Origin of the sequence: Flavimarina sp. Hel_I_48 (assembly GCF_000733945.1) — a bacterium.
Taxonomy (GTDB): Bacteria; Bacteroidota; Bacteroidia; order Flavobacteriales; family Flavobacteriaceae; genus Leeuwenhoekiella.
The window spans coordinates 1,478,529-1,500,115 of the sequence record NZ_JPOL01000002.1; the positions used below are offsets into that span (position 1 = coordinate 1,478,529).

19 protein-coding genes are annotated in these 21,587 nt (G+C 42.6%); 14 read left to right on the forward strand and 5 right to left on the reverse strand.

Translation table 11 applies throughout. The features are described from left to right. The first annotated feature begins 25 nt into the window (after window positions 1-25). Complete coding sequence (locus P162_RS06660) at window positions 26-958, forward strand: cation diffusion facilitator family transporter (RefSeq protein ID WP_031426477.1); 933 nt, start codon at window positions 26-28, stop codon at window positions 956-958. Here the strand turns inward: P162_RS06660 and P162_RS06665 are convergent. Continuing rightward, the gene (locus P162_RS06665) at window positions 945-2,606 is read right to left on the reverse strand and encodes a MutS-related protein (protein ID WP_031426479.1); all 1,662 of its coding nucleotides are present in this window, start codon (window positions 2,604-2,606) and stop codon (window positions 945-947) included. The genes P162_RS06660 and P162_RS06665 overlap by 14 nt on opposite strands. 156 nt (window positions 2,607-2,762) lie before the next feature. Here P162_RS06665 and mgtE point away from each other — a divergent pair, with 156 nt between their 5' ends. The 4 genes from mgtE (at window position 2,763) to P162_RS06685 (ending at window position 5,939) form a co-directional block, all read left to right on the forward strand. Continuing rightward, a complete protein-coding gene (mgtE, locus tag P162_RS06670) occupies window positions 2,763-4,112 on the forward strand; it encodes a magnesium transporter (RefSeq protein WP_031426480.1) in 1,350 nt (449 codons plus the stop codon). Window positions 4,113-4,215: 103 nt separating this feature from the next. Continuing rightward, the gene (locus tag P162_RS06675; RefSeq protein WP_031426481.1) at window positions 4,216-4,623 is read left to right on the forward strand and encodes an acyl-CoA thioesterase; all 408 of its coding nucleotides are present in this window, start codon (window positions 4,216-4,218) and stop codon (window positions 4,621-4,623) included. A 3-nt stretch (window positions 4,624-4,626) separates the two neighbouring features. Then, complete coding sequence (locus tag P162_RS06680; protein WP_031426482.1) at window positions 4,627-4,992, forward strand: cupin domain-containing protein; 366 nt, start codon at window positions 4,627-4,629, stop codon at window positions 4,990-4,992. Further along, entirely contained in the window at window positions 4,992-5,939 is a 948-nt protein-coding gene (locus P162_RS06685) for a 2-hydroxyacid dehydrogenase (protein ID WP_031426483.1), read from the forward strand. The genes P162_RS06680 and P162_RS06685 overlap by 1 nt, the downstream gene beginning before the upstream one ends. A gap of 77 nt (window positions 5,940-6,016) precedes the next feature. On the opposite strand, the gene P162_RS06690 is transcribed toward P162_RS06685, so the two are convergent. Genes P162_RS06690 through P162_RS06700 form a run of 3 tightly spaced genes read right to left on the reverse strand, consistent with a single transcriptional unit; the run spans window position 6,017 to window position 9,659 of the window. Then, on the reverse strand, window positions 6,017-7,816 hold the full coding sequence (locus P162_RS06690; RefSeq protein WP_031426484.1) for a GNAT family N-acyltransferase: 1,800 nt from the start codon (window positions 7,814-7,816) through the stop codon (window positions 6,017-6,019). A 60-nt stretch (window positions 7,817-7,876) separates the two neighbouring features. Further along, the gene (locus P162_RS06695) at window positions 7,877-9,127 is read right to left on the reverse strand and encodes an aspartate kinase (RefSeq protein ID WP_031426485.1); all 1,251 of its coding nucleotides are present in this window, start codon (window positions 9,125-9,127) and stop codon (window positions 7,877-7,879) included. A 40-nt stretch (window positions 9,128-9,167) separates the two neighbouring features. Further along, on the reverse strand, window positions 9,168-9,659 hold the full coding sequence (locus tag P162_RS06700; protein ID WP_031426486.1) for a GNAT family N-acetyltransferase: 492 nt from the start codon (window positions 9,657-9,659) through the stop codon (window positions 9,168-9,170). Between the two features lie 99 nt (window positions 9,660-9,758). Between P162_RS06700 and fbp the strand changes: the two genes are divergently transcribed. Beyond that, complete coding sequence (fbp, locus tag P162_RS06705) at window positions 9,759-10,766, forward strand: class 1 fructose-bisphosphatase (protein WP_031426487.1); 1,008 nt, start codon at window positions 9,759-9,761, stop codon at window positions 10,764-10,766. An 8-nt stretch (window positions 10,767-10,774) separates the two neighbouring features. Here fbp and P162_RS06710 read toward each other — a convergent pair whose 3' ends face one another. Then, window positions 10,775-11,197: a TerB family tellurite resistance protein gene (locus P162_RS06710; protein ID WP_031426488.1), complete on the reverse strand. Its 423-nt coding sequence runs from the start codon at window positions 11,195-11,197 to the stop codon at window positions 10,775-10,777. A 230-nt stretch (window positions 11,198-11,427) separates the two neighbouring features. Here P162_RS06710 and P162_RS06715 point away from each other — a divergent pair, with 230 nt between their 5' ends. The 8 genes from P162_RS06715 to P162_RS06750 all read left to right on the forward strand — a co-directional run bounded on the left by P162_RS06715 (window position 11,428) and on the right by P162_RS06750 (window position 21,537). Beyond that, window positions 11,428-12,444, forward strand: a complete 1,017-nt coding sequence (locus tag P162_RS06715; protein ID WP_031426489.1) for a ligase-associated DNA damage response exonuclease — start codon at window positions 11,428-11,430, stop codon at window positions 12,442-12,444. Between the two features lie 131 nt (window positions 12,445-12,575). Next, window positions 12,576-14,207 carry an ATP-dependent DNA ligase gene (locus P162_RS06720; protein WP_031426490.1) on the forward strand — a complete coding sequence of 544 codons (1,632 nt, stop codon included), beginning with the start codon at window positions 12,576-12,578 and terminating at the stop codon, window positions 14,205-14,207. A gap of 187 nt (window positions 14,208-14,394) precedes the next feature. After that, window positions 14,395-14,760, forward strand: coding sequence for an endonuclease domain-containing protein (locus tag P162_RS06725; RefSeq protein ID WP_031426491.1), 366 nt, complete (start codon window positions 14,395-14,397; stop codon window positions 14,758-14,760). A 206-nt stretch (window positions 14,761-14,966) separates the two neighbouring features. Then, window positions 14,967-17,435 carry a ligase-associated DNA damage response DEXH box helicase gene (locus P162_RS06730; RefSeq protein WP_031426492.1) on the forward strand — a complete coding sequence of 823 codons (2,469 nt, stop codon included), beginning with the start codon at window positions 14,967-14,969 and terminating at the stop codon, window positions 17,433-17,435. A gap of 201 nt (window positions 17,436-17,636) precedes the next feature. Further along, window positions 17,637-18,272 (forward strand): ligase-associated DNA damage response endonuclease PdeM, encoded by a 636-nt coding sequence (gene pdeM / locus P162_RS06735; protein ID WP_031426493.1) that lies wholly within the window; start codon window positions 17,637-17,639, stop codon window positions 18,270-18,272. 181 nt (window positions 18,273-18,453) lie between these two features. Further along, window positions 18,454-19,122, forward strand: coding sequence for a DUF1080 domain-containing protein (locus P162_RS06740; protein WP_031426494.1), 669 nt, complete (start codon window positions 18,454-18,456; stop codon window positions 19,120-19,122). 73 nt (window positions 19,123-19,195) lie between these two features. After that, on the forward strand, window positions 19,196-20,164 hold the full coding sequence (locus P162_RS06745) for a formylglycine-generating enzyme family protein (RefSeq protein WP_031426495.1): 969 nt from the start codon (window positions 19,196-19,198) through the stop codon (window positions 20,162-20,164). A 26-nt stretch (window positions 20,165-20,190) separates the two neighbouring features. Then, the gene (locus P162_RS06750) at window positions 20,191-21,537 is read left to right on the forward strand and encodes a Gfo/Idh/MocA family protein (RefSeq protein WP_031426496.1); all 1,347 of its coding nucleotides are present in this window, start codon (window positions 20,191-20,193) and stop codon (window positions 21,535-21,537) included. The last annotated feature ends 50 nt before the right edge of the window (window positions 21,538-21,587 follow it).

The following is a 21,587-nucleotide window of genomic DNA, read 5'->3' on the forward strand; positions in this document are numbered from 1 at the left end:
TTATAATCTAAATTCAATAAGAAATATGGCCCACGGATCTAAAATTGCCATTTACGGAGCTATTGTGGCAAATATCCTTATCGCGATAAGCAAATTCATCGCCGCATTCTTCACCGGAAGCAGCGCAATGCTCGCGGAAGGAATTCATTCAGTAATAGACACCGGTAATGGTGGTTTGCTGCTTATGGGTATCAAGCGTTCCAACCGGGAAGCGGATGCCAGTCATCCCTTTGGTTATGGTAAAGAAATTTACTTCTGGAGTTTTGTGGTAAGTATTTTGATCTTCTCCCTAGGTGGTGGTTTTGCCATTTATGAAGGCGTCCATTCCCTACAGTCACCAGAGCCCATCACAGATCCCCTATGGAATTATTGTGTGCTGGGTGCAGCAATAGTTTTTGAAGGGATTTCCTTGATTATTGCCATAAAAACCTTTAATAAAAGCCATAAAACAGGCGGTTTGCTGTCTAATATTATCAAAAGTAAAGATCCCGCAAATTTTGCCGTGATCATTGAAGATTCTGCCGCTGTTGCCGGCCTGGTTATCGCTTTGGTAGGCGTGTTTCTATCGCAGCAACTTGACAATCCTTACATTGACGGTTCAGCATCCATTCTTATAGGTCTCTTATTACTGGGTGTGGCCACCTTTCTTGCGCGGGAGACTAAAGGCCTGTTACTAGGAGAAAGTGCAAGTCCTGCCATAATTAAAGGCATTGAGAACATATTGCGCCAGCATAAAAACGTTAAAACCTTCCAACCGCCCAAGACTATGCACCTGGGCCCCGTGAATATTCTTGTGGTCATAGATCTGGACATTGTAGAGGATATTCCGCTTATAAACGCAGAAGAGGAAGTCGCACGTATACGTGAGGAAGTGGCAGAGGTCTCCCCACGAATAGACCTTGTGGTTATACAAACTTCTAATACGATAAAACGTAAAGGAATGACTAAAAATCAATAACCTTTGAAAGCCTGCTTTCAATCTCCTGGGCCTGTTTAATAATTTCATTGGGATAACCGTTTATTTCCAGGATTTTGATGGCATTTCGTGTTTTTAAAGGTCCGTTTTTCAGCTTATGGTCAAAGGATAATTCGCTGTCTTCTATACTTTCGGTAAAATGATACAGTTCAAAATCCCTGGGATTCAGCAATTGGGTAAGTTTCATGTCATGTGTGGCGACCATGACAAAATGCTGTTCTTTATTCAAAAATGAAATAATAGAAGCACCAGCGGAAACACGCTCCATCGTATTGGTGCCTTTTAGCAGTTCGTCCATTACAAACAGACAGGGATTACTATCATCTGACGATGCCACAAGGGTTTTAATACGCAGAACCTCTTCAAGATAATAACTCTTCTGATTGAGCAGATCGTCAGCAATACGTATCGCTGAGTATATTTTAAAAAAGGGGGTGGAATACCTTTTCGCAAAGCAAATATGAAGGGTTTGTGCCAATAATGCATTGATAGCAGCAGCCCTGATAAACGTGGTTTTTCCAGACATATTAGAACCTGTAATAAGCATACTTTTATTCGAAATATCAAGATCATTAGGCACACATTCTGTCAAAAGCGGATGGGTCAATTCAGTATAAAAAATACTATTCCCTGAACTAAAAACAGGTGAACAGGTTACCGTATTGCTTGCCCGTACAGATGCGCAGGAGATGGCAACATCTAGTTCCCCCATAAATTCAAAGAGTTTATTTAAGTTGTTTCGCTCTTTGACGATACGGTCTGCCAATCTATGAAATGCGATATATTCTATGTTAAAAAGTATCTTGATGCATTCTGAAACAATCCAGGATACAGCCATAAATTCATTGAAAAGCTTGCTCTCAGTACTAAGAAATCTAGTTTTATTCCGCATAGAGACAAGTGGTCGCAAGAAATCAAAATCAGTATAAAATGGCTGAATATCTTCATTTCTAGCCATAAATTGGGCTACAGGCACCGCTTTTGAAAATACCTCAAGTCCCCGTATGTAATATCCTATCGTTTCTTTATTGCGGTAATGAAAAATCATATTAACCACAAAAATAAAGGGCAATACTAAACTAAATGCAGGATAGTAAAAACTCAGCCCTAAGGCCGCGAAGGCAGCTATGGAAAGGATATAAAGGAGCATTGCTATTTTTGGCTCTTTTGGTATATTTAAATGGGTCAGTTCCTCAAGTTTGTAGTCTTTGACCTTATTTAACGCTGAAAGTTCTCGCTGAAAAAGGGTTCTTGTTTCCACATTTTCATCAAAAATTGAACTCAACGCTGCAAAGCGCGTTAAATCTTTTTTTGGCTGTACCACACGAAGTTTATAATACAAATATTGCTGTCCTATTTTTGAGGAAGTATGATCCATTCTTTCAAAAACCTGATCAAAGTCCAGATCGTTACAGGTATCATCATCTATAACCTGATACACATTATTTACCACGGTCCTACGATCAAAATAACGACGTATGCTCAGCATATTGAGATAGGACGTTTCTTTGGGTCTTCCCCAGCCTTCTTTAATTGCTTTATAGCGTTTGGATAGCTTTTTCTTTCTCAACAAATGAGTGCACAAAAGAACGCAAACCACAATAAGCGCTGTAACCAGTATTAAGTTCATAGAATGAGAATTCTGTTGTCAGGATCTCAAAGATAACCCATTCAAAACAGACCTTTTTTAGCAGGCCAAGCATCTCTAGAATTTATTGCTGCCGCTGCGCTACTTTAGCTATATTTGCCAAGCCCAGAACAGTATATTCACACCTAAAATTCCCTTATGGCTTTTGAAATTACCGAAGAGCTTATCGAGCAATTGGAACTTCTTATTGAAGCTGGGAATGATCCACAGATCCTTGAACTTCTTCATGAAGTGCACCACGCCGATATTGCCGAGATCCTGGATGAACTCAATACTGAGGAGGCCACACATCTCGTAAAATTACTGGACAGCAGCACCACTTCTGAGGCCCTTATGGAACTCGATGAAGATTTAAGGGAAGAACTGCTGAGCAATCTTACCCCAGAAGAAATAGCGGAAGAGCTTGATGAACTGGACTCTGATGACGCGGTGGATTTTCTTTCTGAACTGAGCGACGAGATTCAACAACAGGTAATTGATGCCATTGAAGATGAAGACCACGCGCGCCATATTATCGAAATGTTGCGCTATGATGAAAATTCTGCCGGTGGTCTCATGGCGCGTGAACTGGTACGTGTGAGGGAAACCTGGACGGTGGCAGGCTGCGTGCGCAAAATGCGCGCACAGGCGCAAAATGTGACCCGTGTCCATTCGGTTTATGTGGTAGATCGCAGGGAACATCTTATAGGTAGGCTCTCGCTCAAGGATTTGCTTACGGCAGAAGCCAAATCAAAAATATCTGACATATACATACCCAATGTTGATGCAGTAAACGTGCATGATACCGGTGAGGAAGTCGCCCGGCTCATGCAAAAATACGATCTTGAGGCTGTTCCCGTGATCAATGATATGGGTGTGCTTCTGGGCCGAATCACCATTGATGATATTGTGGATTTTATACGGGATGAAGCAGATAAAGATTATCAGATGGCTGCGGGTATTTCTGAAGATGTGGAGGCAGATGATACTGTGTGGGAACTTACGCGTGCCCGTTTGCCCTGGTTGGTACTGGGCTTAGTGGGAAGTCTTGCTGCCGTTAATATCATGCAGAGCTTTCAGGGGGCGCTTACCGTACACCCAGAACTTTTCTTTTTCACTCCCCTCGTCGCGGCAGTCGCCGGAAATGTGGGCGTACAATCCAGCGCAATTATCGTGCAGGGACTTGCTAATGATAATGTGACCGGAAGCCCCTGGTTGCGCTTAATCAAAGAAATCAGCATTGGCCTCATCAACGGCCTGGCCCTTGGTATTCTGGTTATAGGCTTTGGCGTTATTGTTGGTTTTGGCTGGTTGTTAAGCTGTACCGTAGCGGTCGCCATGCTTTCCGTAATTATCGTGGCCGCACTGGTGGGCACTTTTGTGCCTATCATCCTTCACATGAGAGGTGTGGATCCTGCCATCGCCACTGGTCCATTTATTACAACGAGCAATGACATTTTCGGGATTCTTATTTATTTTTCCCTGGCCAAATTGATTTTGGGCTTTTAAGCCGAAAATTGGTCAAATTCAGTTAAAAAACTCCTTTAAAGGCGGTAATTGAAAACATGCTCTTGTATTTTCGCGACGCTAAAAAGTTTATTAATTTTAGAATATGAACGCAAAAGCATTTCAATTAAAAGTCACGGTACCAGAAAGTGCCATAGATGGTATGGACCATGTAAACAATGTAAAATATTTACAATGGGTACAGGACGTTGCCGAAGCCCACTGGCAGGACAATTCTGATGCAGAAATGCTTGAAAAATATGCATGGGTCGCGCTAGAACATACCATAAAATACCACGCTCCGGCATTCCTGGATGATGAAATAATCGTTGAAACCTGGGTAGAAAAGTTTGAGGGTGTGCGCTCCATTAGACGTACCAAAATCTTTAGGCCAAAAGACGACAAAATCCTTGCTACGGCAATCACGCAATGGTGTTTATTGAGCATGCCAAAAGGCCGACCTATGCGCGTGCCGGCAGCATTTACCGAAATTTATGAACGTGCCAACCAGTAACTTATGAAAACCATTAATTTTTCAGAAAAACTCAATAAATTTAAAGAGCGTTGGTCACCACATCAAATTGCAGTGGTAGATGATATGCAAGTGCTTCTGGTAAAGATCAAAGATGAATTTGTCTGGCATATGCATGAGGATGAAGATGAACTTTTTCAAGTTATAAAAGGAACACTGATCATGCGTTTCCGCGATAGCGAGCAAATCGTAAAACAGGGAGAGCTTATCGTCGTCCCCAAAGGCGTGGAACATTGTCCCACAACAAAAAATGGAGAAGAAGTACATATTCTCCTCTTCGAAAAACTGACCACAAAACATACCGGCAATGTCACCGCCGAACTTACCAAAACCCAATACCCGAAAATCTAATGTTCACCATACTTCACATTGATAACAATCATCCCCTAATGCTTGACCAGCTTAAAAAAGCAGGTTTTAAAAACGAAGAAGATTATACTTCTTCAAAAGAGGAAATTGAGGAAAAAATTGCAGACTATCAGGGTGTGGTCATCCGCAGCAGGTTTAAAATCGATAAAACCTTCCTGGATAAAGCGACCAACTTAAAATTTATTGCCCGTGTGGGTGCGGGACTTGAGAGTATTGATGAACCTTATGCAGCCGAAAAAGGCGTACTGCTTATTGCAGCTCCTGAAGGAAACCGAAATGCGGTGGGCGAGCAAGCGCTTGGAATGCTGCTTTCCCTCTTCAACAACCTGAATCAGGCAGATGCGGAAGTACGCGAAGGAAAATGGAACCGTGAAGCGAACCGTGGCCTGGAACTGGAAGGAAAAACCGTGGGCCTTATAGGTTATGGAAATATGGGGAAGGCTTTTGCCAAAAAGCTCACAGGTTTTGATTGTGAAGTGCTTTGCCATGATATCAAAGATAATGTGGGTGATAAAAATGCCAGGCAGGTTTCTTTACAGGAATTGCAGGAAAAAGCTGATGTCCTAAGTCTGCATACGCCATGGACACCGCTTACCGACAAAATGATTGACGCGAAATTCATTCACGAGTTTACAAAGCCTTTTTGGCTTATCAATACGGCACGGGGAAAAAGTGTGGTCACCACAGATCTTGTGGAAGCTTTAAAAAGTGAAAAAATATTGGGTGCCGGACTGGACGTGCTGGAATATGAAAAACTTTCTTTTGAAAACCTCTTTACAGACACTCTGCCAGAACCCTTACAGTATCTGGTTGAAGCTAAAAACGTGCTGCTGACGCCACATATCGCGGGATGGACGGTCGAAAGCAAAATTAAACTCGCGCAGACTATCGTGGATAAAATTCTGGCGAATTTTGAGGTTGTAGCTTAGAAAGTCCGGTGGAAATGGTCATTTATAACCAAAAATTGGTTGTTTTTTGACCATTTTTCAGGTATAAATGGCAAGTCTTAGCGCTCTTCCATTTTCTTTTCCAGTTCCTTCTGAAATTCTTCAAGGACTGGTTTTACAGTGCTTTCTGGCAGATCAGCGATACGAATGTACATGAGTCCGTCAATCGCATCGTTAAACAAAGGATCAACATTAAAGGCAACCACTTTTGCGTTTTGCTTAATGTATTTTTTAATGAGCACCGGCACGCGTAGATTTCCGGTTTCCATTTCTTCAATAAGTTTGTCCAGCTTGTTAAGATCGGCTTCGGCTTCATCAAAGACAAATTCCTTATCTGCATCTTTTAATTTTACCTTGAATTCCTTTTTCGGCCTAATATATTGCGCGATATAGGGATCGTAGTAGTGTGACCGCATAAATTCGATCATCAGCGATTTTGAAAAGTTTGAAAACTGATTGCTTATCGTAACCCCGCCTATCAGAAACTTGTGTTCAGGATAGCGCAACGTGGTATGAATAATACCTTTCCACAGTAAAAATAAAGGCATGGGTTTTTGCTGATATTCCTTGATCACAAAAGCGCGTCCCATCTCAATGCTCTCGCCCATCATTTTATGGAGTTCCGGCTCAAACCGAAACAGGCTTTGTGTATAAAAACCATCTATCCCAAACTCAGGTAGTATCTGCGAGCCCATTCCCATTCTGTATGCGCCGGCAATGGTTTTTGCTTCCTGATCCCAAAGGAATAAATGATGATAATGGGCATCATAACGATCCAGATCGCTGGGTTCATTAGTTCCCTCTCCCACGGCCCTAAAGGTGATTTCTCGCAATCTTCCCAGTTCCTTCAGAATGTTTGGTATATCATTGGCTGGCGCCAGAAAAACCTCAAAGTTTTTAGAATGGGTAAGCCTGCGGTTATTGTCCCGAAGCTGGTTTACCTCTTTTTCTATCCAATTCGCGTCAACTGATTTTGCAATTTTCTGCGGTTCGCGGGATACTTTTAAAGAACGGGGCAAAGTACTAAGCAAACTTTTCTTTTCAAATGTACGTGCAAGCATGTACGTTTTACGACGCAAAAATTCTGTGAAATCTGCTATATTTTCATGCTCCTGTTGTGCCTTGACATTGATGGGGTTCCCTATGCGCACCTTGATCACACGGTTTTTCTGCGTAAGCAGTTCCGAAGGGAGCTTCGCGGTACGCAGCGTATCGCTCAACTGTGAAAGCCTGTAAAAAAACCGACTGTTTTTGCCGTGAAAATAGATGGGAACCACCGGTAATTCGGCTTTTTTGATCAATTTCATTGCGGCTTCTTCCCAGGGTCTGTCAATGACAAGTTCTTCATCCTTTAAAGTAGAAACTTCGCCCGCCGGAAAAATGCCCAAAGGAGAACCGCTCCTTAGATGGGAAAGTGCCTGTTTAAAACCGCCTATGCTTGATTTTACATCTTTGCGCTCCTCAAAAGGATTTACCGCCATGACATATGGTTTTAATGGCTCGATGCGATGCAGTAAAAAGTTGCCCATGATCTTAAAATCAGGCCGCTGCTCCACCATGAATTTCAGCAATAAAATACCATCAATACCTCCCAGGGGGTGATTGCTTATGGTTATGTATGCGCCATCTTTGGGAAGGCGTTTAAGATCTTCTTCGGGAATTTCAAAACGCACCTGAAATTCATCCAGGATAGCATCCAGAAACTCCAGGTCACTTAGATGCTTATTGCGGTCATAAACCTCATTGGCCTTTGATATTTTCAAGATACGCATCATGGCCCAACCCATGAATGTACCCACAAAGCCTAATTTATCAACCTTCATGGCATGCGCGACTTCCTTTGCTGTTACTAATCCCATGTAGTGTGGTTGTCTATTTTGGCTAGAAGGGCAAAGATAGCAAAAAACGAGTCGGGAAGTTTACTTAACTACGAGTTGTGCCATATTTCCGGCAACTTGTTTTACCAGAACATTTTTATTAGTCTCAATATCAGCAATGGCCTCCGTCGTAAAATGGCGTATCGTATAGAGTTCAACACCCATTATTATTTCCACTTTAAACCGATTTTTAAGCTCTTCCTTGAGTTCTTCAATCTTATTAAACCTGTCCTCAACACACAGCGAAAAACTAATAGCTGAGTTCTGAAGCAGGTCAATTTTTACACGATAGCGTGCCATGAGATGAAAAACCTCACCCAGGTGCTCTTCAAGCATAAACGAAAAATCACGCGATGAAAGCCTGATTAGGATCTCGTTTTTTTTGAGTATAAAACAGGGAGGCAACCTCATGACGTTGCTACTATCTGCAATACAAGTTCCCGGGGCGGCAGGATCTAAAAAGGGCTTCACATAAAGTGGAATCCCTTTTTTCTGTATAGGCTGCAAGGTCTTGGGATGAATTACCGAAGCGCCATAAAATGCAAGTTCAATCGCTTCATTGTATGAAATGTGGCTCAAAAGCATGGTTTTATCAAAATACCGGGGATCTGCATTAAGAACCCCTGCAACATCCTTCCAGATGGTTACGCTCTCTGCGTTGACGCACGACGCTATAATTGCCGCGGTATAGTCACTTCCCTCACGTCCCAGGGTGGTAGTTTGCCCTGCCTCATTGCTGCCCAAAAAGCCCTGTGTAATATAAGTACGTCCCTCTTTTATTTCCTGAAGTATCACTTTTTCAGTACGGTGCCAGTCAATTTTCGCTTCGCGGAAATTAGCATCGGTGCGCAACAGTTTGCGTATGTCCAACCACTCTACTTCAAAACCATGTTGTTCTAAAACCGCATGTACTATCGTGCTAGACAGAAGTTCGCCATAAGAAACTAGCTGATCGTAGACATAATCATAATTTTGCTGGGTATTAGTGTCAAAAAAGGTATGGATTTCCGCGAAAAAGCCGCTTATTTTGTCAATAAGCGACTGCTTTTTATCCAGAACAAGGGCGTTAATTATGTCGAAATGGTATTCCTGGCAACCTTCTAAAATATCAGTAAACGAATTTGTCTTACTAAAGTAATGTGCTACTACTTCCTCGAGCGTATTTGTGGTCTTGCCCATGGCAGAAACTACAATAACCAAATCGTCTGCACCGGTCTGCTGAAGTACGCGTACTACATTATTAAGCCCTTCAACATCTTTAACCGAAGCGCCGCCAAATTTAAAAACTCTCATGTCAGGCTATTGCGAACTATATAGGATATCTTAAAATCTGCTATATCTTACCTCTATCTTTAAGGAATTTTTTCATTCCTTCTTTATGCATTTGGACGGTGTGCCAGTTCTTCATCACATGGGCACCTGAGGCTTCATAAAAACCTATTGCCCCATGGTTATCATCTACGACAACCCACTCTACCCTTCGCACATCGTGCTCGTAAGCAAAGTTGATCACCTCGCTATAAAGCGCCATACCTATACCTTCTCCACGCTTGCTCTCTTTAACCACAAGATCTTCAAGATGCACGGTTTTTCCCTTCCAGGTAGAAAATCTAAAATACGTAAGTGCGATACCCACGATACCTTCTTCAGCACTATCAGCAACAAAACAGGTAAAATCAGGGTTTTCTCCCGTACCATGCGCGATCAGGTCATCTACCGTAACTTCTACCGCATCTGGTTCATTCTCATGTATGGCAAGCTCATTGACGAGTCTTAAAACTGATGCCATGTCACTGGCTTCTGCCTTTCTAATCGTATAACTCATAATCTGGTTTTTTTGAGAATCAAAGATACGGCTTCACTTTTTACGAAAACGATCTCGCCCTGGCCATTTTTTAAATACATTTACAAAAACACATCTTTTATGTCCAGAAAAAATCAAACCTTAGGTGAATTTATAATTGAGAACCAAAAGGAATTTCAATACACCACCGGCGAACTTTCCCGACTTATAAACTCGATCAGACTGGCCGCAAAAGTGGTGAGCCATGAAGTGCGTAAAGCAGGTTTGGTGGATATCATTGGTGAAACGGGAGAAACGAATATACAGGGGGAAACCCAGCAAAAACTGGATATTCTGGCAAATGATATGTTTATAAAAACACTAACGAACCGGGAGATTGTTTGTGGTATTGCCAGTGAGGAAAACGATGAATTTATACCTATTGAAGACCGTAACGGCAAAAACAAATACGTGGTTCTCATAGATCCACTGGACGGTTCTTCTAATATTGATGTCAATGTTTCCGTGGGAACTATATTTTCCATTTACAGAAGGGTCACCCCACCGGGAACACCGGTACAGCAAGAGGATTTTCTTCAACCAGGTAATCAACAGGTAGCTGCTGGTTATATCATTTATGGCACGTCCACGATGCTGGTTTATACAACAGGGTATGGCGTTAACGGCTTCACTTTAAACCCGGCAATTGGCACCTTTTACATGTCTCATCCAGATATGAAAATCCCCGAAAATGGTAATATTTATTCCGTTAATGAGGGCAATTATGTGCACTTTCCCCAGGGCGTTAAAGATTACATTAAATATTGTCAAAAGGAGGAAGGCGACCGCCCGTACACGAGTAGGTACATAGGATCACTCGTTTCAGACATTCACCGCAATATTTTAAAGGGCGGCATTTATATTTACCCTACAAGCTCCATAAAAGCGCAGGGCAAACTACGCCTACTTTATGAGTGCAACCCCATGGCATTTATCGTTGAGCAGGCGGGCGGCAGCGCAAGTGACGGCCATAAGCGCATTCTCGATATTGAGCCCAGTGAACTTCATGAACGCTGTGCCTTTTTCTGCGGAAGTAAAAATATGATGGAAACTGCGGAAGATTTTATGAAATCCCCCTTAGCAAAATAGGATCAATCTTATTTATTGAGTAGGTATTGGTAATCCTCAAAATCGACCCCACCGCTAAATATTTGAATAGAACGCTTGATTAGTTTCTGGGCGGTTTCTGCATTAAAGCCAAGACCTATGGCATATTTTTCTATAAGAAAACGCTCATGGTCGTCTATACCGTGATCAGCAAAAATCATCTGAAAGAGATCATGCAGGCGCTCAAGTCGTTTTTCGGTAGTATTGGGTGGATTTATGGGGAATTTGGTTGGATTTTCAAGAACCTCAATATATTCAGATTCATCAATATCAAGTTTAACGGCAAAGCGCTTTAAGAGGGTTTCCTCTTCAGGGCCTATTTCACCATCTACAGTAGCCATGTTGGCAATTGCGGCAAAGTGACCTAAATTTCTGCGGTGCTCGCCGCTATCGAATAAATCTGTAAAAGACATAAGTAATTTTTAAGAGGTCAAATATAGGAATTCGACAGGTGTTGGGAAATTAAAATCTCATTAATTTAAAGATGCAATAAACATCCAGAAATGGTCAAAAACCTGGTTATTTGAGGCCGTTTTTAGCACTTTATACCTAATTTTTTCTTAATCCTTATCACCGTGTTGCCCCCAATACTTAATTTCAATAACTAGCCCTAGCATAAAACTATTCATTCCTAAAATTCCACATGCCTTTACTAGAATTCAATACAAAAGGGATTTATTGTCCGCCCGCAAAAGTATATCTGGACCCCTGGAAACCTGTTGACAAAGCCATTATTTCACACGGTCACGCAGACCACAGCCGCTGGGGTCATAAACAATATATTACGCACCATACAAACGTTCCCATCATTAAACACCGCTTGGGCGACATAGAAGTAACCGGAAAAGCCTACAACGAGACATTTGTGATCAACAACGTGAAGTTTAGTTTTCACCCTGCCGGGCACATCATTGGGAGTTCTCAGATTCGTGTGGAGCACAAAGGCGAAGTCTGGGTATTTACCGGGGATTACAAGACCGAAAACGACGGTGTGGCAGTTCCCTATGAACCTATAAAATGCGATACGTTTATTACGGAATGCACCTTTGGCCTACCAGCTTTTAAGTGGGTTCCTCAGGAAGAAGTTTTTGAAGATATCAACAACTGGTGGGCAACCAATAAAGCGGAGGGAAAAACCTCGATCCTTTTTGGCTATTCCCTGGGGAAAGCCCAGCGTTTGCTAAAATATTTAAATCCAGAAATAGGAAAGATTTACACCCATGGCGCCATCGAAAACATGACCGAGGTCGTGCGCCCTTTTATAGACATGCCACCCACAGAACGCATCACACGGGAAACCGACAAAAAAGCGATCGCCGGGAATATGGTTTTGGCACCGCCCAGTGCACACGGCAGCACCTGGATCAGGAAAATGGTACCTTATGTAACGGGCTCTGCCAGTGGCTGGATGACTTTCCGCGGAGCGCGAAGAAGACGTGCCATTGATAAAGGTTTTGTACTATCTGACCATTGTGACTGGCCCGGACTGTTAGAAAGTATCAAAGAAACCGGCGCCGAAAAAATAATAAGTACCCATGGCTATAGCGATATTTTCTCTCGCTATCTGCGCGAGCAGGGCTACGATGCCCGTACCGAAGCCACACAGTATGAAGGCGAACTCGCAGAACTGGACAGTAAAAAAGAGGCTGAGGAGGCGTAAATCCCCCTAACCCTCAAAGGGGGGACTTTAATTCTTTGAATTTTAAAAGGCTCCCCTCTTTTTCAAGGAGGGAAAATTTTCCGCTTGCGGAAAGAGGGGTGGTTGCAGTTTAAAACAAGTTACAAGACAAAATGAAGAAATTTGCCCAATTAATAAAAACACTTGATAGTACCAATAAAACCAATCTTAAGGTTGAGGCGCTGGCCCAGTATTTTCGGGAGGCTGACGATGATGATAAAATCTGGACGATCGCCATTCTCTCGCACCGCCGCCCACCGCGACCTGTAAACACCACGTTGTTGCGTATGTGGGCTACAGAACTTGCCGGGATCCCATTGTGGTTGTTTGAAGAAAGCTACCATATTGTAGGTGATCTTGCAGAGACCATTGCGCTGATTATTCCCGCTTCAAGCGAAAGTTCTGAAAAAAGTCTTACTCAGTTTCTGGAAGAAATCCTGGCCTTAAAAAAGAAACCGGAAGACGATAAACGCGAATACCTTTTTGAAAACTGGACAAACCTCAACTATTATGAGCGTTTTGTCTTTTCAAAACTGATCACCGGCAGCTTCCGTATTGGGGTAAGTCAGAAATTGATGACGCGGGCGCTTTCAAAAGCAACCGAAATTGATGAAGATATCCTGGCCTATAAACTCATGGGAAGTTGGACACCACAGAACACGACCTATCAGAAGTTGATTCTGGAAACGAACGAAGAGGATTATCTTTCAAAACCCTACCCTTTTTACCTTGCCTACGCCATTGAAGGCGAACCTGAAGATCTGGGTTCTGTTTCAGACTGGTTTTTAGAACATAAATGGGATGGTATACGCGCACAGGTTATCCTGCGCAATGAAGAGGTTTTTGTCTGGTCGCGTGGGGAAGAACTGGTGACCGACAAGTATCCCGAGTTTCAGGATTTTGTGGGCGTGATTCCTGATGGAACGGTAATGGACGGAGAACTGCTGCCATTCCCCAAAGGGAAAATAGGCAGTTTTAACGATCTGCAAAAGCGCATAGGCCGCAAAACCATTTCTAAAAATTTACTGGCCAAAGTCCCCGTTCGTCTAAAAGCATATGATCTTTTAGAATGGAAGGGCGAGGATATTCGTGATCAGCCTTTCGCCGAACGCCGGAAACTTTTAGAACAACTTATTAAAAAAATCAACACTCCTGAATTGCCTCTGGAACTTTCCGAAACCATGCATTTTGACTCCTGGGAAGAAGCCGCTGAAGAACGCGAACGTTCCCGGGAAGTCCTTTCGGAAGGATTGATGCTAAAGCGGAAAGACTCTCCTTACCTTGTGGGCCGCAAAAAAGGCGACTGGTGGAAATGGAAGGTTGATCCCCTTACCATAGACGCCGTTCTCACCTATGCGATGCGCGGCCATGGCCGGCGTACCAATCTATTTACAGATTATACTTTCGGGCTTTGGGATGAAAAAAAAGAGGAACTGGTCACTTTTGCAAAAGCCTACTCGGGACTTACAGATAAAGAATTCCGAAGTCTTGATGCGTGGATCAAAAAAAATATACTTGAACGGTTTGGCCCCGTTCGCAGCGTAACACCGTATCATGTTTTTGAGATCGGTTTTGAGGGTATCGCGCCTTCCGGCAGGCATAAAAGTGGGGTTGCCACACGTTTCCCACGTATGCTGCGCTGGCGAAAGGACAAGAAGATCGAAGAAGCTAACTCACTGGAGGATTTAAAAGCACTCATTCCCACCGCAGCAAAAGAGTCTGCAAAAAGGACAAAAGAATCCTGATTGTTTTTTTAAGATAGTTGCGTATTAAACCCTTCCGTCAGCGCGAGCGCTGCCACCTTCCCTTCAAAAGGGAAGGAGCTTTTAAAAATCTCAGATTTTCACTTTTTTTGGGCTCTCCTCCTTTTTAAGGAGGAGAAAATTTCAGCTTTGCTGAAAGAGAGGTGGTTTTTTCTTAAGTTTATTGCTCATGAAACGTAAAATACATAACCTCAAACATCTAAAATCTTTTAGAAAAGACCTTAGGAACAAAGGAACTTCCGCAGAAGCCTATCTTTGGAAACACCTAAAAAATTCTCGTCTCAGGGACAGAAAATTTAGACGACAGCACAGTATAGAAAATTATATTGTAGACTTTTACTGTCCAAAAGAGCAACTGATTATTGAACTTGATGGAGCGGTTCATTTCAATGCAACTGCAGAAGAAAAAGATAACCTTAGAACAGAAAAATTAGAACAGTTAGGATTTACGGTAATTCGGTTTGAGAATAGGATGGTTTTTGATTTTTTGCCTTCTGTTTTAAAAGAAATTGAGGATTGTTTTAAACAGCATTGATGACCCCTCCGGCTTCCGCTGAAAAAGCGGAAGCCACCTCCCCTTGAAAAAAGGGGAGAAGCCAAAAAAGTGAAAATCTAAGATTTTCATTCATTTTAAAAGGCTCCCCTCCTTTTCAAGGAGGGGAAAATTTCAGCTTTGCTGAAAGAGGGGTGGTTACCCACCTATTATTATATTATCTTCACAATACCCTATCTTCAACAAAAATGACCCAAAATCAATTGATTTCCCTGGCTTCCGGCTGGTTTAAAAGCCAATCCTGGAAACCTTTTCCTTTCCAGAAAGAAACCTGGAAAGCCTTTCTAAAGGGTAAAAACGGACTTCTGAATGCACCTACGGGCAGTGGGAAAACTTATGCCTTGTGGATTCCCATCGTACTTGATTATATTAAGAACAACCCTGAATACAAGACCAAACGCAAAAAAGGCCTCAAAGCGATCTGGATCACACCACTGCGCGCATTATCAGTTGAAATCTCACAGGCTTCACAGCGTTTTGCGGATGATCTGGAAACCCAACTTGAAGTGGGCATACGCACGGGCGATACGCCATTAAAAGAACGGGCAAAGCAGAAAAAAAACATGCCAGACCTGCTCATTACCACGCCCGAAAGTCTGCATTTGCTCCTTTCCTCTAAAAATTATGACAAAACGTTTAAGGATTGCTCTGCCATTGTCATTGATGAGTGGCACGAATTACTGGGCACAAAACGTGGCGTTCAGATAGAACTTGCACTTTCCCGACTCAAAACCATTGCGCCCAGGTTGCGCATCTGGGGAATTTCGGCGACTATTGGCAATCTGGAACAGGCCCAGGATGTACTTTTGGGACCAGAATCCCCGGCATTGAAAAACTCGGTGATGATCAAGGCAGATCTTGATAAAAAATATCAGGTGGAGAGTATCATTCCGGAAACGATGGAAACCTTCCCCTGGCGTGGCCATATGGGGCTGCACCTTATTGATGAGGTCGTTCCCATTTTACATGCAAGCAAATCAACATTGCTTTTTACAAATACCAGGGCGCAGTGCGAACTTTGGTTCCAGAAATTAATGGCAAAATATCCCGAATTTGCCGGTGATGTGGCCATGCACCACGGGAGCATCAATAAAGAAACCCGCCTGTGGGTTGAAGATGCCATTCGCAATGAAAGCCTCAAAGCGGTAATTTGTACCTCAAGCCTTGATCTGGGTGTGGATTTTGCCCCGGTGGAAACCATTATCCAGATAGGCGGCCCCAAAGGTGTGGCGCGCTTTTTACAACGTGCCGGGCGAAGCGGCCACCAACCGGGAAAGACCAGTGTAATTCACTTTTTGCCCACGCATGCCATTGAGCTTATTGAAGCATCCGCGCTGGGCAAAGCGGTAAAACATCAGGTGGTAGAAGATCGTATTCCGTATTTATTGAGCTTTGATGTGCTCGTGCAGTACCTTTCTACGCTGGCAGTTTCCAATGGTTTTTTTCCGAAGGAAATCTGGCCAGAGATAAAGTCCACATTCTGCTTTCAAGCAATAAGCGAAGACCAGTGGCGATGGATACTCAATTTTGTTACTAAAGGAAGTCAGTCGTTGCAAAGCTACGATGAGTACAAAAAAATTGAGATTGAAGAGGATGGAAAGTTCAAGATCAACAACCGCGGGTTTGCCATGCGCCACCGGTTGCAAATAGGTACGATCGTTAGTGATGCCACACTGGCGGTAAAATTTTTATCTGGCGGCTATGTGGGCACGCTGGAAGAGTGGTTTATCTCAAAACTAAAACCGGGCGATGTATTTACGTTTGCCGGCAAAAATCTCGAACTATATCGCATCAAAGGCATGCAGGTTCTGGTCAAAAAAGCCAAAACCAAAAAACAGGCGAAGGTAGTGAGCTGGATGGGCGGCCGCATGACGCTTTCTGCACAAATGAGCGAACTCTTGCGGCAGGAATTGTACTCGGCAAACGAGCCTATTGAAAATCAGACGCGCGAACTAAAGGCACTTTCTCACATTTTTAAGCGTCAAAAACAAGAATCTATCATTCCCAATGCAGATCAATTTTTAATTGAAATGTTTAAAAGCAGGGAAGGTTTTCACCATATTTTTTATGCGTTTGAAGGTCGTTTTGTGCATGAGGCGCTGGGCAGTTTGCTGGCCTACCGTATTAGTTTGCTTTCCCCTATTTCCTTTTCACTGGCGTTTAATGATTATGGTTTTGAGATCCTTTCTGATCAGGAAATCGATATGCAACAGGTCATTGACAACAATTTATTTTCTTCGGAATACCTGCTGGAAGACCTTCAGAAAAGCCTCAATGCCACGGAAATGGCCCGCCGGAAATTTAGGGATGTCGCGGTCATCTCTGGGATGGTTTTTACCGGATATCCCGGAAAAATGGTCAAAAACAAGCATTTACAGGGTAATTCCCAGCTGCTTTTTGACGTTTTTCGGGATTTTGAACCTGATAATTTATTGTACCAACAAGCCTACCGCGAGACCTTTGAGCACCAACTGGAAGAAGGACGCTTGCGCCTTGCGCTAGAACGTATTGAAACCCAGACCATCGTGGTCAAACATTGTAAAAAGGCAACGCCTTTTTCCTTTCCTATCATTACAGACCGTCTCCGCGAAAAATTGACCAGCGAGAAACTTGAAGACCGTATCAAGAATATGCTTAAATATTTAGATAAGATTTAGTTTGCTCCTCCTAACATGGTCTTCCTCTCGTCGTAACTCCTCGTCGGAGACAATAGGGGGAACTCTTACGGTTATGGGAAAAATAAAATGCTGAAAATAGAGTGTGATCTTTCGTCACTGCTGAAAATAACGGTTCTGGCGAGATGACTATCGGAAATTATTATGGGCTTTTGGGTAAAAAACCCCAACTTTGCAGTTGCTATGTATCAAGAGATTTCAATTCATAACCATTCCTTTTTGCTTCATCCCTGTGGCGTTATTTTCTGGAAGGAAAAAAGAATGTTGCTCATCGCGGATGTGCATCTGGGCAAGGTTTCCCATTTCAGAAAATTTGGAAGTGCCGTGCCACAGCAGGCCGTTGATTCCAATTTTAATGCACTCACGCGTGTGGTAGAGGATTTTGAACCAGAAATTGTCTGTTTTCTGGGTGATCTTTTCCACAGTTCGTTTAATAAAGAATGGCTGCTTTTTGAAAAATGGATTCATACCCGCAATGAGAAATTCATTCTGGTAGCGGGCAACCACGATATCATTTCGCCTTTTCATTATGAAGCTGTAGGCATGGAAATCGCTTCAGAACTTGTGATAGGTGATTTTTTACTTACTCACCACCCTACCGAGCGTGACGGCTTCTTTAATTTTTCGGGACATATTCATCCCGGTATTCGATTGAGCGGTCTGGGCAGGCAAACGCTAAAACTTTCCTGCTTTTTTAAGTCGGAAAATCAGCTGATTTTGCCTGCTTTTGGCACTTTTACAGGTAATTATTACCTCAAACCCGAACCGGGAGATGCCGTTTTTGCAATCACAAAAAATGAAGTGATACAGGTGTATTAAAAAAGCTTTGCACATGCTGCTTGAGACTAATATTAAATAACACGAGTGCACAATAGTATGGCTTCGACAATAATTCTATCAAATATCTAAATAACATAATTATTTAGAATAAAAATTATATATATTTGAGAATATGGATATTAATTATCAAAAATCTATAACTACTATTTAATTTTACTTGATGAAAATATTGTCTACTCTTACCTTTTTAAGTCTTCTTCTTTTTTTGCCCAAAACAGATCAAAAACCACTTTTTAACGGAAAAGATTTAACGGGATGGCATATGGACGTACCTGACCTGGATAATAAAACCTCCACTAAAAAGCCCTTTATAGTGCGTGATGGAATGCTTGTGAGCCTGGGCGAGCCCCGTGGACATTTAATAACTGACGCCGTTTATAAAAATTTTCAGTTAGAAGTAGAATACCGCTTTCCTGGAGCTCCAGGCAATTGTGGTGTTTTAGTGCATGCATCTACCCCCAGGGCTCTTTACGATATGTTTCCGAAATCGATTGAGGTACAGATGGAACATGGCAATGCAGGCGATTTCTGGTGTATTATAGAAGATATTGAAGTAGAGAATATGGAAGCAAAACGCGGCCCAAAAGCGGAATGGGGTATTACAGAAGGTAAGGGAAGGCGTATTGAAAACCTGACCACAAACTCTGAAAAACAGCTTGGAGAATGGAATAAAATGATCATAAGGTGCAAAGCAGATTCGATCAAAGTGTGGGTAAATGGTGACCTGGTCAACGAAGGTTTCAACTGCAGTGCGCAGGAAGGCCATATTGCATTACAAGCCGAGGGAGCAGAGGTTATCTTTAAGCAAGTGGCACTAACACAGCTTTAATATATCATTTAAAATCTGCTCTTTATAATTATAATTTCTTCGATTAAAAATTTAGAATAATTTTTTTTTAAAAATGCGCAACAGAACACAATTTCTCCTTTTTATCGCTTTTAGCTATCACATCTCACTTTTTTATGCTCAAGATAAACGCGCTGACTATGATCAAGAGATAGGAGGCACAAAGCTTTCTATAGCAATGGTAGCCATACCTCAGGGTACTTTTATAATGGGAAGCAATGACACTACAGGCAATACTGATGAGCATCCCAAACATACAGTTGCTATAGATTCATTCTACATTTCAAAATATGAGATTACCTGGGACCTCTATAATCTCTACCTGAATAGAAGAATAGATGATCAGAATTCGAAAACCCGAGGTAAAGATGTAATGCTAGAAGTTGATGCCGTTGCAGGAGCGACTATACCTTATGTAGATATGAGTTTGGGCATGGGTACTGGTGAAGATCTTCCTGTTGGGAACATTACAGCTTATGCCGCTTCAAAGTTCTGCGAGTGGCTCTCAGCAATGACCGGTTATTTTTATAGGCTTCCTACAGAAGCGGAATGGGAATATTCTGCAAGGGCAGGATCAGATACCCCTTATTTCTTTGGCGATAGTGAGCAAGACTTAACTGATTATGCCTGGTTTTATTCAAATAGTGAAGATACTTATCATAAAGTTGGTCAAAAAAAACCAAATCCATGGGGATTATATGACATCTACGGTAACGTAGCAGAATGGACACTGGATCAATACCTTCCCGAAATTTATGCAGAACGTAAAAATGACGTTGAAAATCCCCTTGAAACACCCACAAAGGAATATCCTCGCGTAGTTCGTGGCGGTTCGTATTATGATTATGCAGAAGATTTAAGAAGTGCCGCGCGCATGCCTTCTTCAGAAAACTGGAAAATGCGCGATCCTCAGTTTCCCAAAAGCAAATGGTGGAATACTGACGCCCCGTACGTGGGTTTTAGAATCGTACGGCAGGTAAACCCGCCTGCGGAAGCCCAATATTCGAACTATTGGGATCAATAGAAATTTTCAACCAAAAACAAAAACCAATGAAAACGACTGACAAAACAAAACAACAACCCTTTTCCAATGCAACCAGAAGGGATTTTTGCAGGAATACGGCACTTTTTACTGCTGGAATGATGCTTCCCTCTCTGGAAATGGGCGCAATGGCGAATGTTTTTAACGATAAAAAACTAAAACTGGCCGTAGTGGGCTGCGGTGGTCGCGGTACCGGCGCTACCAACCAGGCGCTAAAAGCTGATGATAATATTGAACTGGTGGCCATGGCAGATGCTTTCCAAGATCGTTTAGATGAAAGTTTTAGCGCATTGAGTACTGAATTTGAAGGAACGAAAAAAATAAATGTAAAAGACAAGAATAAATTTGTGGGCCTAGATGCCTATAAAAAGGCCATTGACATGGCCGATGTGGTTATTCTTGCCACCACGCCAGGTTTTAGACCCTATCACTTTGAATATGCCGTCAACGCTGGCAAACATATCTTTATGGAAAAACCAGTAGCTACAGATGTTCCTGGTATTCGCAAAGTACTTGAAATGGCAAAGGTCGCCAAAGAAAAAAAGCTGAACGTGGTCGTAGGTCTTCAACGTCATTATCAAAACAACTACCTCGCCATCGCTGACAAAATAAAAGAGGGAACGGTAGGTAAAATCACTTCTGGTCAGGTATACTGGAACAGTGGTGGAGTATGGGTAAGACCAAGAACGCCAGATCAAAGCGAAATGGAATACCAAATGAGAAATTGGTACTATTTTACCTGGCTTTGTGGTGACCATATTTTAGAACAGCACATCCATAACATTGATGTGGCCAACTGGTTTATTGGTGAATATCCCGTTTCAGCGCAAGGAATGGGTGGCAGACAAGTAAGGACCGGCCCTGAACATGGTGAAATTTTTGATCACCATTTTGTGGAATTTACCTATCCCAGCGGAGCGGTAATTGCGAGCCAGTGCCGTCATCAACCGGGCACCTGGTCTAAGGTGGGCGAAAACTTTCAGGGAAGTAAGGGCATGATTGAAATGAACGATGCCGGGGCTGCAAAAATTGTAGATCTTGAAGGCAAACCTGTATTTGAATACAGAAACAGGCAGGATCCCAACCCATATCAAGTGGAGCATGACCGTTTATTTGCCTCTATCAGAAATGATGAAGTCATAAACGACGCCGAAAATGGCGCGAAGAGTACCTTTACGGCAATCATGGGACGTATGGCCACGTATACCGGTAATATCATCACCTGGGATGAAGCCATGAAATCTGAAAAAGTATTGATGCCCGCAGCGCTCACATGGGAATCTACGCCGCCCGTAACGCCAGGACCAGATGGTAATTACCCAATCCCTATGCCGGGACAATCAAATATGGCGTAACACCTTTGTGTTTTACGAATACATTCAAAAAATCTGTAGGTAACGTATTA